Annotated in this window: 16 protein-coding genes; 12 read left to right on the top strand and 4 right to left on the bottom strand. The window is 34.4% G+C overall.

The features are described 5' to 3' along the window. The first annotated feature begins 30 nt into the window (after positions 1 to 30). The gene (locus J2W95_RS06465) at positions 31 to 864 is read left to right on the top strand and encodes a hypothetical protein (RefSeq protein ID WP_310005151.1); all 834 of its coding nucleotides are present in this window, start codon (positions 31 to 33) and stop codon (positions 862 to 864) included. A 158-nt stretch (positions 865 to 1,022) separates the two neighbouring features. Here the strand turns inward: J2W95_RS06465 and J2W95_RS06470 are convergent, their stop codons facing one another. After that, positions 1,023 to 2,558, bottom strand: coding sequence for a YifB family Mg chelatase-like AAA ATPase (locus J2W95_RS06470; protein ID WP_310005153.1), 1,536 nt, complete (start codon positions 2,556 to 2,558; stop codon positions 1,023 to 1,025). Between the two features lie 201 nt (positions 2,559 to 2,759). Continuing rightward, a complete protein-coding gene (locus J2W95_RS06475; protein WP_310005155.1) occupies positions 2,760 to 3,257 on the bottom strand; it encodes a DUF1905 domain-containing protein in 498 nt (165 codons plus the stop codon). 302 nt (positions 3,258 to 3,559) lie between these two features. On the opposite strand from J2W95_RS06475, the gene J2W95_RS06480 reads away from it, so the two are divergent. The 11 genes from J2W95_RS06480 to J2W95_RS06530 all read left to right on the top strand — a co-directional run bounded on the left by J2W95_RS06480 (position 3,560) and on the right by J2W95_RS06530 (position 13,940). Further along, positions 3,560 to 4,009, top strand: coding sequence for a GNAT family N-acetyltransferase (locus J2W95_RS06480; RefSeq protein ID WP_310005157.1), 450 nt, complete (start codon positions 3,560 to 3,562; stop codon positions 4,007 to 4,009). 61 nt (positions 4,010 to 4,070) lie between these two features. Then, a complete protein-coding gene (locus tag J2W95_RS06485) occupies positions 4,071 to 4,448 on the top strand; it encodes a nuclear transport factor 2 family protein (RefSeq protein WP_310005159.1) in 378 nt (125 codons plus the stop codon). Between the two features lie 155 nt (positions 4,449 to 4,603). Beyond that, on the top strand, positions 4,604 to 5,221 hold the full coding sequence (locus tag J2W95_RS06490; protein ID WP_310005160.1) for a hypothetical protein: 618 nt from the start codon (positions 4,604 to 4,606) through the stop codon (positions 5,219 to 5,221). Positions 5,222 to 5,352: 131 nt separating this feature from the next. Continuing rightward, positions 5,353 to 5,856: a GNAT family N-acetyltransferase gene (locus J2W95_RS06495; protein WP_310005162.1), complete on the top strand. Its 504-nt coding sequence runs from the start codon at positions 5,353 to 5,355 to the stop codon at positions 5,854 to 5,856. Between the two features lie 76 nt (positions 5,857 to 5,932). Beyond that, positions 5,933 to 6,310 (top strand): PH domain-containing protein, encoded by a 378-nt coding sequence (locus J2W95_RS06500; protein WP_310005164.1) that lies wholly within the window; start codon positions 5,933 to 5,935, stop codon positions 6,308 to 6,310. A 133-nt stretch (positions 6,311 to 6,443) separates the two neighbouring features. After that, the gene (locus J2W95_RS06505) at positions 6,444 to 7,460 is read left to right on the top strand and encodes a dipeptide epimerase (protein ID WP_310005167.1); all 1,017 of its coding nucleotides are present in this window, start codon (positions 6,444 to 6,446) and stop codon (positions 7,458 to 7,460) included. Positions 7,461 to 7,482: 22 nt separating this feature from the next. Then, positions 7,483 to 8,553, top strand: coding sequence for an aminotransferase class I/II-fold pyridoxal phosphate-dependent enzyme (locus J2W95_RS06510; RefSeq protein WP_310005169.1), 1,071 nt, complete (start codon positions 7,483 to 7,485; stop codon positions 8,551 to 8,553). A 335-nt stretch (positions 8,554 to 8,888) separates the two neighbouring features. Then, the gene (locus J2W95_RS06515; protein ID WP_310005172.1) at positions 8,889 to 10,205 is read left to right on the top strand and encodes an ammonium transporter; all 1,317 of its coding nucleotides are present in this window, start codon (positions 8,889 to 8,891) and stop codon (positions 10,203 to 10,205) included. 618 nt (positions 10,206 to 10,823) lie between these two features. Continuing rightward, complete coding sequence (locus J2W95_RS06520; RefSeq protein ID WP_310005173.1) at positions 10,824 to 12,149, top strand: ammonium transporter; 1,326 nt, start codon at positions 10,824 to 10,826, stop codon at positions 12,147 to 12,149. A 238-nt stretch (positions 12,150 to 12,387) separates the two neighbouring features. Further along, on the top strand, positions 12,388 to 13,233 hold the full coding sequence (locus J2W95_RS06525; protein ID WP_310005175.1) for a class I SAM-dependent methyltransferase: 846 nt from the start codon (positions 12,388 to 12,390) through the stop codon (positions 13,231 to 13,233). A 38-nt stretch (positions 13,234 to 13,271) separates the two neighbouring features. Next, complete coding sequence (locus J2W95_RS06530; RefSeq protein WP_310005177.1) at positions 13,272 to 13,940, top strand: FAD-binding oxidoreductase; 669 nt, start codon at positions 13,272 to 13,274, stop codon at positions 13,938 to 13,940. Between the two features lie 230 nt (positions 13,941 to 14,170). Here J2W95_RS06530 and J2W95_RS06535 read toward each other — a convergent pair whose 3' ends face one another. Together J2W95_RS06535 and tilS are read right to left on the bottom strand one after the other, a co-directional pair. Next, on the bottom strand, positions 14,171 to 16,195 hold the full coding sequence (locus J2W95_RS06535; RefSeq protein ID WP_310005179.1) for a protein-disulfide reductase DsbD family protein: 2,025 nt from the start codon (positions 16,193 to 16,195) through the stop codon (positions 14,171 to 14,173). Between the two features lie 9 nt (positions 16,196 to 16,204). After that, a complete protein-coding gene (tilS, locus tag J2W95_RS06540) occupies positions 16,205 to 17,515 on the bottom strand; it encodes a tRNA lysidine(34) synthetase TilS (protein WP_310005181.1) in 1,311 nt (436 codons plus the stop codon). Positions 17,516 to 17,544: the final 29 nt, after the last annotated feature.

The raw sequence follows: 17,544 nt of genomic DNA on the forward strand, positions 1-17,544 counted from the left end.
TTGCATATTTTTATCCAAAATACTCACATCATGCACATTACACGCTTTTTAATTCTTGTTTATCTTTTTGTATTTGCCTCTTGCAAAGAATCAGCTGTGGTTATAGACGAATCTGCTCGTAACTGTAATTCAAAATCAAAGACCTCCCCTAAAAATATAGTGCTACTAAGCGATAGCGTAAATGCGATTTATGGGACTTGGAACCATATTGAAACCATAGATAATCAATGGATAGGTTTAACCAAACCTGCAAGTAATTATACTGTCAGCAAAGAGGCTACAATCAGTCCTAATTCCTGTTTTAAAGGTTCAGTTTTTAGTAGTATTTTGGTCAAAAAGTATGGCGATTGGGATCATCAACATGCCAATGGCTATGTTCTAAAACCTCTCGGAAGGGATGTTTCGATAGGTTCTGTAAACAAAATATATCTTGACATTTACTACGATTCTGAGTTGAGCAGCATACCAGACTTGGATAAAATAAAATCTGTTTACGGTCATTTATTGTCAGATGAACAAATAAAAAATTGGGATAACGGATTGTTTAATTTGGACATTCAGATATTTACCCAAAATAAAAATGTTATGGCATTTAACTTAACTCTTAAAAGAGAAATGGCCGATAAATGGTTGAGAATTGAAATCCCTCTTAAAAACATGCAAGGTTGGAATAAAGAGAAGAAACCTATTGAATACAAAGACATAGCGACGGAAACTATTCAAGCCATTAATTTAACCGCAGAAACAAAAAGCCGATTGGTATATCGAAATCTTGATAAAAAAAATTTCAACATTGAAACCTCTCCAAAATTATTTAAAGAAATTGCTTTTAGAATTAAGCGATTTGAATTGGAAATAAAATGATTTGGAGCAGAAAGATTTGCTTTGCCTGTTCCTATCACTCCGGTGGCTTTTTCAGGAAACGTCGTCCAGTTTTATCATTCCTGACAATATTATGTAAAAATCTTTATTCATTTTTTTATATCTAAATTCTTAAATCTAAATTCTGTATTCTAAAATCTTTACCCCAACCACCCATCTCGATCCAAACTTCTATACTGAATAGCTTCGGCGATATGTCCAGAACCAACTACTTCTACTCCTTCTAAATCAGCAATTGTTCTAGAAACTTTGAGGATTCTATCAAAAGCACGGGCAGAAAGATTCAATCTTTCCATAGCGGTTTTCAACAGTTGTAGTGAAGCATCATCAAGTGCGCAATGCTCCCGAATTTGTTTCGAACTCATTTGTGCGTTATAATGAATATGATCAATTTCTTCGAATCTTTTGGATTGGATTTCACGAGCCGAAGTAACCCGCTTTCTAATTTCTACGCTACTTTCCCCATTTCTTTTTTCGGTTAATTTATCAAAAGGAACAGGCGTTACTTCAATATGAATATCAATTCTATCCAATAATGGCCCTGAAATTTTACTCAAATAACGAGTCATTTCATGAGGTGAGGAAGTGTTGGGAGAATCTGGATCATTAAAAAATCCACTAGGACTTGGGTTCATACTTGCCACCAACATAAATGATGAAGGATAGGTTATTGTAAATTTTGCCCTCGAAATAGTTACTTCCCTATCTTCCAAAGGTTGCCGCATTACCTCCAGCACTTCGCGTTTAAATTCGGGCAATTCATCCAAAAACAAAACCCCATTGTGCGCCAACGAAATCTCGCCAGGTTGCGGGTAACTACCACCACCTACTAACGCCACACTCGAAGCCGTATGATGCGGGCTGCGAAACGGCCGCTGATTCATTAACCCCACATCTTTCACTTTTCCTGCAACACTGTGAATTTTTGTAGTTTCCAAAGCCTCTTTCAAAGTCATTGGAGGCAGAATACTCGGCAATCGCTTGGCAATCATTGTTTTTCCGGAACCAGGAGGACCTATGAGAATTATATTGTGTCCCCCAGCTGCTGCAATTTCCATGCAACGTTTTATGGATTCCTGTCCACGAACTTCAGCAAAATCAAATTCTGGAAAATCTAAGGTTTTGTAAAACTCAGCTCTAGTGTCAATAGTGGTAGGTTGTAATGTTCCTTTGCCTTCAAAAAAATCAATGACTTCCAATACATTTTCAACACCATAAACATCAAGTCCAGAGACAATAGCAGCTTCTTTTACATTTTGTTTGGGTAGGAAGAAACCTTTAAAACCTTCTTCTTTGGCTTTAATGGCAATAGGAAGTCCCCCTTTTATAGGCTGTAAACTTCCATCGAGCGAAAGTTCTCCCATGATGAGATATTTGCCGACTTCCTCAGATTTGATTTGTCCCGATGCAGCAAGAATTCCAATTGCTAATGTCAAATCATAAGCAGAACCTTCCTTCCGTAAATCGGCGGGAGCCATGTTGATGGTTATTTTCTTAACAGGAAGACTATAACCATTATTTTTTAAGGCGGCGGCAATGCGATAACTGCTTTCCTTGATGGCATTATCCGGCAAACCTACTAAGTGGTAGCCTACTCCTTTATCAATATTCACTTCAACTGTGATAGTAGTTGCATCTACTCCAAAAACGGCACTTCCGTAAACTTTAATTAACATATAAAATAGTTTTGTTTAAATGTAAATACTATTTTACTTCAAACCAAAAATATTTAATCATATTCTTACTTATAAGAGGTTTTCGTGTTTTTTATATAGCCAAAATTCATTTTATATTTTATTTGCTTTGATGCAAATATCTAAACGATTACCTGAAAGGTTCGCAAAGAAAGCGTTAGAGACACAAAATTTTCGGCCAAACTAAGGTTTATCTCTTCCTATGAATCTTTCTTTACCGAGCAAAAAGTTTACGGCTCTCAGAACATTTCTATCAATAGATTCCGCCGTTTTTAAAAACGATATATACCTGACGATTTCCAATTGCAAAGAAGGTCTTAAACTATCGAATATTCTTTGTGCCTCTAGATTATCCCTTAATGCCTTGATTAATTTGGGATGCATCGGAATCACTCTTTCTTCTGGATCAAAAGCGATTTCAAAATTCGCAGTATCACCTACTTCTTTCTTGGCCATTTTCCGCATCGGAGTATTCAGGTACAACCGCCAATGTCCACTATATTTTATTAAAGTTTGGATAAATTCGTGACCATCAATTTTCATTTTTACAGGAATTTTTCCTTTGTCTTTATTGGCTTCCTTAAAAATAGAATCCAAAACTGTATTGGGTAGAAAAACAAATGGGTTCACTCCTATTATTTGAATTTCAGCAGAAAATTTATTGGTCTTATTAATATCCATTTATGTTTAAAGGTTACGAAAATGTTTTTAGTTTATGTCTATTACATTTCTAATTACAGGTTTGATCAAAATCAAATGTAACCCTAAAATACGAAAAAAAATATTCAAACTTAAAACTAATGAAAACCAACACCTTACACATTTACGACTCTAATTTCTTATTTTTGAAATAAAAAAATTAGTTTTATATCAGATCAAGCTAACTTGTTTAAAACGATTTTGATAATACTGCCAGACCAATAAACGAATTGACAATCATTGTAAAATGATAACTTCATTAATTCAACGAAGACAAGTAAAAAATGGAAATAATTGAACACTCATTTGAAGATTTTTTTATTACAACTGACAAAACTAAATTGGACATTATTGCCATTCACGAGTTTTTATCAAAGCATTCTGGTTGGAGTGACAATATTCCTTTTGATAGAGTAAAAACTGCTATTGATAATTCACTAAATTTTGGACTGTTTCATAATGACAAACAAATTGGTTTTGCAAGAGTGATTTCAGACTATTCAACTATTGCCTATTTAGGAGATATTTATGTTTTAGAAAATTATCGTGGGCGGGGACTTTCAAAAATACTAATGAAAATTGTAATGCAACACCCAAACTTGCAAGGACTAAGGCGTTGGATTTTGCTAACTTCAACAGCAGATTGGCTCTATGAAAAATATGGTTTTAATAAATTGCCAAAACCAGAATTATATATGGAACTTTTCGATCCAAATGTTTACAAAAAGGAGTAAACAAATAAAACATAAGTTGATTTAGTAACAACGAACTATCAACCCTTATAACACAAATAAAATGACGAATAGAGAAAAAATAAATCAAGCCATAATCAATTTTGTCAAAGGCGGTGATACTAGTAATGTAGAATTATTAGATAAAGTACTTCATAATGATTTTAGGGTCACAAATAATGGTTTTATGGGAATTCCAGGTGTAACAATTATTGACAAACAAAAATACTTATCGAATATAAAAGAAGGTGTTTTTGGTGGTTTGCCCAGAAAAATGATAGTTGAAAATATCGATGAAAGTGGTGCTATCGCTATGGTAAAAATACGATTGGAAAGTTCTGAAAATCATTTCATTTCGTATAATTCTCTCGTATTGGATATCGATGATAAATGGAAAATCATTAATAATCTTGCGATTGTTGAACCAAAAATTAAATTCTAAAAACAAGCTCGTTTAAAACTAGATCACGCAGATTTTCTTGTCTTCGTTACACGAACAACAAAACCCACTAAGATTAATTTTACTTCTAACTTATCTCATTATATTTATAAATGCTTTAAAATTAGTAATTTAGCACATCCATAAGCTTTGCAATTATGAAAGTTCTATTTTTTATCCTACTCTTAGCAGTACAATCATGTGCTACAAAAAAGGATGTCAAGAAACTACTATTACCTGAAGAAATAAAGTCGGGAACCGAAGAAACATATGCAATAGTGAATAATCAGAAAAAGCTTTTATATAAAAAAGAAATGCTCTTTACCAAAAATGGCCGAATCAAATACTCCAAAACTGTTGATGCTACAGGCAATCTATTGCAAGAAACCGAAAAAAAATTATGGTTTATAGTCGAATCTTATCCAGATAAAGAACCATATTACTGTAAAACACGTTGGAAACCTAAACAACGTGAACGAATCAGTTGCTATACTAAAAAACAATACAAACAAAACGAAGCCATTTATCACTATAATACAAATGGAAGTATTGATAAAATAGTAGATAATTTTACTCCTTTCTACACGCAGTCTTTTTTTTACACCAACAAAGAACTTTCAAAAATTGTTATCAGAGACAAAAATGATACAATAATTGATGAAGTTTCAATATACTGTGAAACCAAAGATGAAAAAGGTGCTTGCTTAAAAGAGATTAGAGTCTCTAATAAAACAAACAATAAAGAAGAAATATTCTTCTCTCCGAATTATGATTAATTCACAATGTTTTTTAAAGTAATCCTGAAAATTTCACGTTGCCTTTTGATTGTGAGAATGTTCAGTAACTTTCTTTTTAAATTTGTATTTTCGTTTATTGGGAAATATATAAAGACCTAATTACACATAAAATGAAACTACCTCCATATGACATTTTCCCAATTATCTCTGGTGACAAAATTTCATTGCGAGAAATTCTGAGTTCAGATATTGAAGATCTTATTGAAATTTCGTTTTATGATGCAGTTCAGGCAACAACTTTTCAAGAAGCAACAGACATGCAGACTAAAATAACCAAAGACTATCTTGAAGGAAATTCCATTCATTGGGGTATTGCAGACAATTCAACAAACAAAATTATTGGGACTTGTGGTTACTATCGTGGATTTGACCAAGAAGCGGGTGAACTTGGTTGCGTTTTATTACCACAATACCGAGGAAAAGGTTTTATGACTTCGGCAATGTTATTAGCCATAAACTTTGGACTAAATACTATCGGGCTAAAACGAGTTTGGGCAATAACAACTAAACAAAACGAGAAAGCGATAAAACTTCTTAAGAACCTCAATTTTATTAAAATCGCAGATTTGGATGATAATGAAATTGAATTCGAATTGAAGGTAAAATATGATTGAGACTATTTTCTACAAATTGTAATGCCAAAACAAGTAAAATCTTTAAATTTGATTCAAATAATTTAAAGAAAAGACCATGGGACTATTTAATGCTATTTTGGGTAATGCATCGGAAGTAAATCTTGATAATCTTTCGAAGGAATTTGAACCTTTATTGATAGAGGGCGAAAGAATCGAAAAAGGATACAAAGTAATCAAGGATATGTTTGTTTTCACCAATAAAAGACTCATTTTGGTCGAAAAACAATTGGTAGGTAGTAAGGTTGATTATCTTTCGATTCCGTATACATCCATTAAAAAGTTCTCAAAGGAAAGCGCCGGAATTCTGGACATGGATGCCGAATTGAAGATTTGGCTAGCTGGTGAGGTTGTTCCTATTTCCAAACAGTTTGGTAAAGGTGGAAATAATATCAATGAAGTGTACCAAATCCTGAGTCAACATATTTTGAGGTAATTTTTTATTTTAGAGAATAGAAATAAGAAGAAAGAGTAAAGAGAAAAGAATTCGGTTTAGAAATCCACAATTCAAAAATCTTTCTTCTTGACTCTTTCTTCTTGATTCTTGACTCACTTAAAACCCAACTACCATGAAAATAATCATCCGCACTTTTAAACTCAAACTTAAGCACACTTTTACAATTTCGAGGGAGTCGCACGATATTCAGCCTACACTGATTGTGGAATTGCAAAGTGAGGGGTTTTCGGGTTTTGGTGAGGCTACTTCAAATCCGTATTATAACATTACGGTGGATAGCATGAGAGCTAATTTGGAATCGATTATTCCGTTCATAGAATCACACAATAACGAAACTCCTGAGGAATTCTGGGATGCAGCTTCTGCTTTATTAAAGAATGATATGTTTGCGTTATGTGCTTTGGATATGGCTTACAATGATTTGTATGCCAAGAAAAAAGGTAAAAAACTATACGAACTTTGGGGAAATTCTCCTTTGCACAACCCTAAAACCGATTATACGATTGGGATTGACAAATTGGATAAAATGGTGATGAAACTGAAAGAAATGCCTTGGCCAATCTATAAAATCAAACTTGGTACCAAAGATGATATTGCAATTGTTACTGAATTGCGCAAACATACCGATGCGCGTTTCCGAATTGATGCAAATTGTGGTTGGACAGTTACTGAAACAATTAATAATGCAATTGCATTAAAAAAGCTAGGTGTCGAATTTCTGGAACAACCAATGAAAGCAGACCAATGGGCGGCACACAAAGAGGTTTTCAAACACTCTGTCCTACCTATTATTGCTGATGAAAGTTGCATTATTGAAGAAGATGTCGCTAAATGTCACAACCATTTTCACGGGGTGAACATAAAGCTAGTGAAATGTGGTGGCCTTACGCCTGCTCGAAGAATGATAGCCGAAGCCAAACACTATGGCATGAAAACAATGGTGGGCTGTATGACAGAATCTACTGTTGGTATTTCGGCTATTGCACATTTACTGCCGGAATTGGATTATGTAGATATGGATGGCGCTTTATTATTATCTGAAGATATTGCCACTGGCGTTACAATTACTGACGGAATTGTTCATTATGCAGATTCTAACGGAATTGGTGCTAGCTTAATAAACCAATAACAACTATAATCAGTATAAACCAATGCAGGTAAACGAAATTCCAAATAGAGTATTTTACAAGAACGGAGAAGAGTTTCTGTACTTTGGTGGCACCAATTATTTGGGTGTTACTACCCTACCCGAATTTCAAAATATGCTATTGGCTAGTTTACAAAAATGGGGAACGAGTTATGGTAGTTCGCGTTCGGCGAACATCCAATTGGACGTTTACAAAACTGCAGAGGAATTACTAGCTAAACAAATTGGAACCGAAGCTGCTGTTAGTATTTCATCTGGAATGCTGGCAGGAAAATTGGCTTTGGAACAACTCCAACATACCACCGATTTGGTTTTCCATTTTCCGAATACGCATCCTGCTTTACTTCATCCCTTTTCGTTGCCACTAATTCAAAATGGGAAACTAAATCCGTTTCTTTTAGATCCAACCGTTTCTAGAATTGGAATCGTTGCCGACGCAATTCCGTCACTCGAAGTTACTCCTATTGATTTGAGTATCCTGCAAGACATTCCTAGTGATAAAGAAATTACTTTACTGCTCGATGAATCACACAGTATAGGAATTCTTGGTGACCATGGACAAGGCGTTTTAAGTCAATACGAACTTCCAAATGTTCATCACAAAATCATTATCGCATCACTGGGGAAAGCAATAGGTCTTTCTGGAGGTATTATTGCTGGGGATTCTCAATTTATAGCAGAAATAAAAAAACAGCAAAATTTTGTGGGAGCGTCTGGAATGAATCCCGCTTTTTTGGAAACCTTTGTAAGTGCTCAGACACTTTATCATTTGCAAAGACAACAATTAAAAGACAATTTAAATTATGTTGCTAAGCATTTAATTCACAACTCTGCTTTTACCTTTACCAAAGATTATCCCGCTATTTATTTTGACCATGAGGAACTACTCCAATTACTCTTAGGCAATAACATTATTCCAACATCCTTTCCGTATCCAACAGCCTCAGGGAAATTGAGCCGAATTGTAATCAGTGCTCATCATACCAAAACCGACTTGGACAAAATGGTTCAACAACTGAATACTTTTACACAAATGAATACTGGTTTTGAAGGAGACATTAGATTTGTATTATAGTTTACAGTTTAAACCGATAATCTATTATTAATTACAATTCCATTAATTTTTATAACAATATACAGCTCAATTATTAGATATATAACTCTAACTTGATAATATCCAATAAATTGAAATAAACAGCTACAATTTATATAAGACCTCATTTTGCATTAGTGACAAAAAAACAACCAAAATTAAATTATTATTATTTTTTAATGATTTTTACACCACCCATGCAAAATATAGGGGGTGCAAAATATATAAATGACAAAAATAACATACACATATCCATTTTAACAGGGTGATTGAAATGATTTTTTATTTTTGCATCAAAAAAAATAAAATAATTCAAAATGCGAAAAATAGTTTTAAGTGTGATTCTCATCACGATTTTGGTACTATCCTATTGCTCTAATTACTTTTTAACAAAAAACCCAACCAACCTTTCTGAAATTTCAAAATTTGACACAGGAGATACTGCATGGATGCTAGTCGCATCGGCATTAGTATTATTAATGACTCCTGGATTGGGCTTCTTCTATGGTGGTATGGTCGGCAAAAAAAATGTTATCAGCACCATGCTACAAAGTTTTATGGCCATGATTATCGTGACTGTTTTATGGGTACTGATAGCTTTTGGACTATCCTTTGGTCCATCTATAGGAGGAATAATTGGAAACCCTCTTCCGAACCTCTTTTTTCAAGGCGTTGGCATTGGTACTTCATGGAAATTGGCACCAACAATTCCCTTTTTATTATTCGCATTATTTCAGGCAAAATTTGCCATTATAACTCCAGCCATTGTAACAGGAGCCTTTGCTGAACGCATCCGTTTTTGGGCTTACCTCTTATTTATGGTTTTATTCATTCTATTCGTATACACTCCGTTAGCTCACATGACTTGGCATCCAGACGGATTATTATTCAATTTAGGAGTATTGGATTTTGCCGGAGGAACAGTTGTACATATGAGCGCAGGATGGGCAGCACTTGCTGGCGCCATGTTTCTTGGAAAGCGTAAAGTACCTAAAGCAAACCCCGCCCGTATAACATATGTACTATTAGGAACTGGATTATTATGGTTCGGATGGTTTGGATTCAATGCAGGATCGGCTATGGGAGCAAACGGTCTTGCAGCACAAGCACTGGGAACCACAACAGTGGCTGCAGCATCAGCCTCAATGGCTTGGGTATTTATTGATAAAATTATGGGTCATAAACTTTCGGCAATGGGAGCTTGTATTGGAGCAGTAGTAGGACTCGTAGCCATTACTCCTGCAGCAGGATTTGTCAGTATGCCACACGCAATCACAATCGGAATTCTAGGTAGCCTTGTTAGCAATATTATGGTCAGTAAATTTCCAAAAGGAAAAATCGACGATGCCTTGGATGTGTTTGCTTGTCATGGTGTTGGAGGAATGGTCGGAATGATATTAACAGGAGTATTTGCTTCCAAAGACATCAACCCTGCAGTTATCAACCAAGGGCTTGCCTTTGGAGAAACTAAATTATTTATCCATCAAATGATCGCTCTTATTGGTGTTTCTATATTTGCATTCACAATGTCCTACTTTCTTTTTTACCTAGTTAACAAAATTACTCCTCTAAGGGTCTCTGAAGAAAAAGAACAACTTGGATTAGACATCTCACAACACGGGGAATATTTATAGATTTTCATTCCAGCTATAAAACCAAAACACTCTAAGAAATTAGAGTGTTTTTTTTTGATTCAATTTCAACTATCTACAAACTCATCATATTTCATTATCTCAGTCACATCAAATCGAACAACCAAATCACTTCTTTTGAAAAGTTAAATCAAAACCACAAAAACCTAACAAATTCAATTAAAACAAGAAAATAATCACATAATTTAGAAATACTAAACATATTTTTAATAAATTTAACAAATTTACCTACAATGACAAAAACTAAAAAGACCTCAAAACACCATTTACTACCACCCAAACCAACGTAAATAATTAAATATAAATCCCTGCTAAATTTCATCGCGGAGAAAATAATTTTAAGTTATCATTAACAAAAAGTTCGCTTAATTACCTAAATCAGCGATAATTTCACGAATAATTGGTTAATTCAAGAGCAAAACTTAAAAAAAACTTAAAATTTCATTAACACATTCTATTTTTTATCTTTAAAAATTTAATACCCGTCAAAATTTAGGGGTATGAAATACAATATCCGCAAAAATAGCTATGCATACCCATATTTTTTGGAGGGTATAAAATCATTTGATACATTTATAAAAAATTAAAAACCGAAAAATTATGCGAAAAATTATTTTAAGTGTGACATTAATCACAATCCTGGTATTATCCATTTTTTCAATTCATTTCCTTACTGAATCATCAAAACTAGGAGCACACGTTGTTGAATTAAAAACAGACACTGGAGACACGGCTTGGATGATTGTAGCCACAGCACTTGTATTATTGATGACACCAGGACTTGGATTCTTTTATGGCGGAATGGTAGGCAAAAAGAATGTTATCAGCACCATGTTGCAAAGCTACATGGCCATGGTTATAGTAACCATATTATGGGTTGTAATTGGTTTTGGACTTTGTTTCGGACCTTCGATAGGAGGCTTTATTGGCGATCCATCTTCAAATCTATTTTTTAACGGTGTGAGCGCTAATACCGCATGGGAATTAGCTCCAACCATCCCTATGATTTTGTTTGCTTTATTTCAAGCTAAATTTGCAATCATCACACCTGCCTTAATCACGGGAGCTTTTGCAGAAAGAGTACGTTTTTGGGCTTACTTATTATTTATGGTTTTGTTCATATTATTTATATATGCTCCATTATGCCATATGACTTGGCACCCTGATGGATTATTCTTTGGATGGGGAGTATTGGATTTTGCTGGTGGAACAGTAGTTCACATGAGTGCAGGTTGGGCTGCTCTTGCAGGTGCAATCTTCTTAGGAAAAAGAAAAGTTCAAAAAGCAAACCCAGCTCGTATTACTTATGTATTACTTGGAACTGGTTTATTGTGGTTTGGATGGTTTGGTTTCAACGCCGGATCTGCTGTGGGAGCAGGTAGCCTTGCCGCACAAGCATTAGGAACCACTACTGTTGCTGCTGCTGCTGCTGCAATGGCATGGGTGTTTTTAGACAAAATTTTGGGACATAAACTTTCAGCAATGGGAGCTTCAATCGGTGCTGTAGTAGGATTGGTTGCCATTACTCCTGCTGCAGGATTCGTAAGTATTCCTCACGCAATGGCAATTGGTATTATCGCCAGTATTGTAAGTAACCTTGTAGTAAGCAAATTCCCTAAAGGAAAAATTGATGATGCCTTGGATGTATTTGCCTGTCACGGTGTTGGTGGTATGGTAGGTATGCTTTTAACTGGTGTTTTCGCATCAAAATCTGTAAACTCAATTGTTGGCGATAATCAAGGTTTAATTTTTGGTGATCCTACTTTATTTTTAATTCAATTGAAAGCATTGGTTCTTGTTTCTATATTTGCTTTCAGCGTTTCTTATTTCTTGTTTTTTATTGTAAATAAAATTACTCCTTTAAGAGTTACTGAAGAAAGAGAAGAACTAGGATTAGACATTTCTCAACACGGAGAATTTTTATAAAACTCAATTTCCTAATACCTCAAAAACACTCTAGAATTTATTTTAGAGTGTTTTTTTTTATATCACTATCTCCCTAATTATTACAAAATATATGATGCCTTTAACACAAGTAAATCTATTATATTCTTAAATTTATTATCCCATTTCAAAATAATAAATCCCCTTAAACCTCTATCTATTCCTTCCCTACAAAATCGTGTCGTCCAAAATATAATTAACAACAATAAATTATACTATTATGGAACTAGAAACCGAACAAATTAGGGACCAACAGAAAGAAACTTGGAATAAATTTTCTCCCGGTTGGAAAAAATGGGACGAACTCACAATGGATTTCCTAAAGCCCATGGGAGACGAAATCATCAGATTACTAAATTCAAAAAATGACGATATCGTACTTGATGTCGCCGCAGGTACTGGAGAACCAGGTCTAACTATCGCATCTCATTTAAGCGCAGGAAAAGTAATCTCTACAGACTTAGCTGAAGGAATGCTCGAAGTAGCCCAAGAAAATGCAAAAAAGAGAGGAATCAAAAATTTTGAAACCATAGTATGCGATGTTAGTGAACTTCCCTTTGCAGACAATACTTTTGATGCTGTTAGTTGCCGCTTTGGATTTATGTTTTTCCCCGATATGCTATTAGCTATACAAGAAATGACTAGAGTATTAAAACCTAGAGGCAAAATTGCAACCGCAGTTTGGAACATACCCGAAAAAAACTTCTGGATAACCGCCACTATGGGAACCATTAGTAAAAACATCGAAATACCCGCTGCTCCACCTGGATCGCCTGGAATGTTTCGTTGTTCAAAAGCGGGATTTATGTCTGATTTATTTTCTCAAGCGGGCCTCAAAAATATTTCAGAAAATGAAGTTACAGGGAAATTAAATTGCAAAACAACAGATGTTTATTGGAGTCTAATGAATGATGTTGCCGCCCCTGTAGTTGCTGCCCTTAGCAAAGCAAACGACGCAATGAGACAAAAAATAAAACAAGAAGTATATTCATTAGTGAATCAAAAATATCCAGACAACAATGTTATTATAGACTCAAGTGCTCTTGTAATCTATGGCGAGAAATAATGCTTTTACAGATCCAAATTAAATCAACAATCAAATTTATGGAAACCCACATTGTGAAAATATTGAAAGCATTTTATATCACCCATGATGTAAAATGCTTTGTAACCGAAAAACCTGATGGATACGATTTTTCTCCAGGACAAGCAACCGATGTTTCCATAAACCTTCCTGAATGGGAAAACAAGCTACGACCTTTCACTTTTACCAATTTAAGGGAGCAGAATTATCTCGAATTTATGATTAAAATTTACAAAGATCATAAAGGAGTAACCAATAAATTAGGCAGTATCAATGCTGGAGCCGAATTGATACTTCATGATGTTTTTGGAGCTATTCAATACAAAGGGAAAGGGACTTTCATTGCTGGGGGAGCAGGAATAACACCATTTATTTCCATTTTCCGTGATTTATACAGAAAACAATATATCCATGGCAACAAACTTATTTACAGCAACAAAACTGCAGAAGATGTAATTATGGCAGAGGAATTACATAAAATGCTAAAGAAAGATTTCCTAAACGTATACACCCGAGAAAATGTCATCGGATTTCTGGAAAGAAGAATCGATCGTAATTTCCTAATCGATGCCATTTCAGACTTTAGTCAAAATTTTTATGTTTGTGGACCCACTGATTTTGTAAAAAACATCAATGAACATCTATTGGATTTGGGCGCAAAAGCAAGTACCATAATTATCGAGAAATAAAAACATCCACCCATTAGTATCACTATTACTACTAACTACTATCCTATATCATCAATAATAACCATTCATACAGATCATCACTTCTTACAAACCACTGATAAACAACTTCATAATCCTACCTTATAGCATAGATAATCGGTTAAATATATTTGATTCAATATTCTTTAAACAAAAAACTTCCAGCCTTTAATAGACTGGAAGTTTTTTATTTTACTTATTATACTATTATATTATTTCGTGAATTTAGAAATCCCCACTTTCAACCAAGCTTCATATTCTTCAACACTCACATAACTTATAGTCGGTTGATTTACATTCAGATTGTTCCCTTGCAAATCGGTTAAAACATACAAAGGCTGCGTATTGGTATTGTATTTAGAAATCATGAAATCTGTCCATTTATCACCAATCGTTTCAATTTCAGCTCCAGTAGATTTGGAAATAAATTGTTCGTTTTTCGGTAATGGTCTTTTGTCATCTACATACAATGAAATGACCACTACTTCATTTTTAAGAATTGGAAGTATAGTTTCATCCGACCAAACATTATTTTCCATTTTTCGACAATTCACGCAAGCGTGTCCTGTAAAATCAAGCATTATAGGTTTGTTCACCATTTTGGCATAAGCTAGTCCTTCATCATAATCATCAAAAACGACGATTTGATTTGGACCTAATTTTGCTCCTTCCGGCAAAACGGTTGACGAAGCACTACCAGCATTCGAACCACCTACACCCAACGGGCTTTCACTATATTCCATTGGAGGAGGAAATGCATTTATCAATTTAAGTGGAGCGCCCCAAAGTCCTGGTATTAAATACATTGTAAAAGACAAAACTAATAAACCTAAAGACAATCTCCCCACCGAAATATGTGAAATCGGACTGTCATGAGGTAATGTTATTTTGCCAAATAAATAAAAGGCCAAAGTTCCAAAAATAGCAATCCAAATTACCAAGAACACTTCTCTTTCTAACAAATGCAATTGTAAAACTAAATCAGCATTCGACAAAAATTTGAATGCCAAAGCTAATTCCAAAAATCCTAAAACAACTTTAACGGTATTCAGCCATCCTCCCGATTTTGGCAAAGAGTTCAACCATCCTGGAAACATTGCAAAAAGCATAAACGGTAATGCTAAGGCTAATGAAAACCCAAACATCCCAATTATCGGAGCGATTCCTCCCTTAGAAGCGGCATCCACCAAAAGTGTTCCTACAATAGGTCCAGTACAAGAGAAAGAAACAATAGCCAAGGCCAATGCCATAAATAATATACCTACAATACCACCTCTATCGGCCTGACTATCTACTTTATTAGCCCAAGAATTAGGCAACATAATTTCAAAAGCTCCAAGGAATGAAGTTGCAAATACTACTAGTAAAATAAAGAATAATATATTGAACCAAACATTAGTCGATAAGGCATTAAGCGCATCGGCACCAAAAATCCAGGTAACCAAAAATCCTAACAATACATAAATTAGAATAATCGAAATTCCGTAAATAATTGCATTTCTAATTCCTGCCGCTTTATTTTTACTTTGTTTAGTAAAAAAACTAACTGTCATAGGAATCATTGGAAACACGCAAGGAGTAAGCAAAGCTGCAAAACCAGAGAAAAACGCAATAAAGAAAATTGACCACAATCCTCTTTCCGAAGTCGGTTTCGGCTGCCCAATAACTTCCTTTTCAACGGGAGCTACAGTTTCTTTTGTTACCACTGTAAAAGTATTCGTCGTGTCTGCTTTTGTTGTATCCGATTTTATAGTAGTAACAGGTGTAATTACAGCAACAGCTGATTCGGCTGTTGGAATTTTGAAAGTGAATTTCTTTTCCAGATTGATACAAACCTCTTTACAAACTTGATAATTCAATTCGGCTTGAATTGAATTGATTTTTGGATTTACCAATGTAATTTCTTGCTGAATCTGGGCTTTATCATGAAAGAAAGTTTCATTCACTCCAAAAACGTCATTGAAAGCAGTGGCTGTTTTACTTTCTTTAGCCTTACCAACCAAATTAAAATTCCCTTTTTGATCTTTAAAAATAATCTCCAGAGGCAATGGACCTCCATCAGGGGTGAATTGTGAATACAAATGCCAATCTTTTTCAATAACGGCATTGAAAGTCAAAATATAATTGGTCTCCGATTTTTTCTCGATTGTAGTAGTCCATTTGGCCGGATCTAAAACTTGAGCATTCACTTTGGTGAAAGCTAAAAAAGCAAACAGTATAAAAAGTATTTTCTTCATTATTAATGTCTAAATTAATTCTATTTTAAGAATATTTTTGGTTGTATTTAAGGTTCTAAATCGATGGTCAGCCCTAATTCCAATCACCCAAACTATTTCATTATTGGAACATAAAAGCCAACTATTTTCTTTTTCAATCAATGATAATTTTTTATCTTTAAAAAGTTTACTCACCTTCTTTGACTTTCCATTCATTCCAAAAGGCAGGAAAACATCTCCCGTTTTCCACTTCCGTAACATTAATGGAAAAACCAATTGATCAGCGTCGACAAATATAGTTTTATTTGTAGCAACCGAAATATCTGTTACTTCAGAAAAAGTCATTTTTAAGGGAATATTAACTTCTGTTACGCTTTCATTAATCAAAAATTCCGTTTCATCCTGTGAATCCTCAATAGGCGACAAAATTAAGAAATCCCTGTCTTTCAATAAACGGAAATCAGCGGTAAAAACCTGTTTGCCCGATTGACTTACAACCAAATCATAAATATCCTCCCAAGCGCTAAAACCATATTCTTTCAACCATTGATATAAATACGATTGATAATTGGGTAATTGTAGCAATTTATTCAAATCAAAATGAATTTGGTTATCAACTTCGTTGGCTACTTGCTGATAAATCATAATTGCAGCATCCTCAACCATGGCTAATGATTCTTGCAAATATCCTTCCGTTTTCAAAAATGAGGTCATAAAATGAGGATTTAACTCCTTTAAAACAGGAATCAAATGATGTCGAATTTTATTCCTTACATATTTGTCCGAAGCATTACTACTGTCTTCTCGCCACTGAATGTCATTTAGCTTGGCATAATTTTCAATTTCTTGGCGGGATAAAAAAAGTAAAGGTCTAATTACGCTATTATTTTGAACTGGAATACCAGTCAATCCCTCCAATCCTGTTCCTCGTGTGAGATTAATCAAAAAAGTTTCTAGATTATCATCAGCATGATGTGCAGTCAGTATATAATCAAATTTTTCGGTTTCCAATAACTCATAAAACCAATTGTATCGCAGTTCTCTGGCTGCAACCTGAATTGAAAATTTATAATCTTTGGCGAAAGCCTCAGTATCAAATTGTATCACGAAAATAGGAATCTCATTGGCTTCCGCATAGTCTTGCACAAATTTTTGATCCCCAAAACTCTCTACTCCCCGAAGCTGAAAATTGCAATGAGCAATAGCAATATCACACTTTAATTCCTGAAATAAATGCAACAAAACCATACTGTCCAAACCACCGCTTACAGCGAGAAGCAGTTTTTTCTGTTTCAAATAAGGAATTTCTTTATCGATATGATTTTGGAGTATACTTTTCATCTATCAAAAATACTGATTATTATTTAATC

It is taken from the genome of Flavobacterium granuli, assembly GCF_031456055.1.
GTDB classification, from domain to species: domain Bacteria; phylum Bacteroidota; class Bacteroidia; order Flavobacteriales; family Flavobacteriaceae; genus Flavobacterium; species Flavobacterium granuli_A.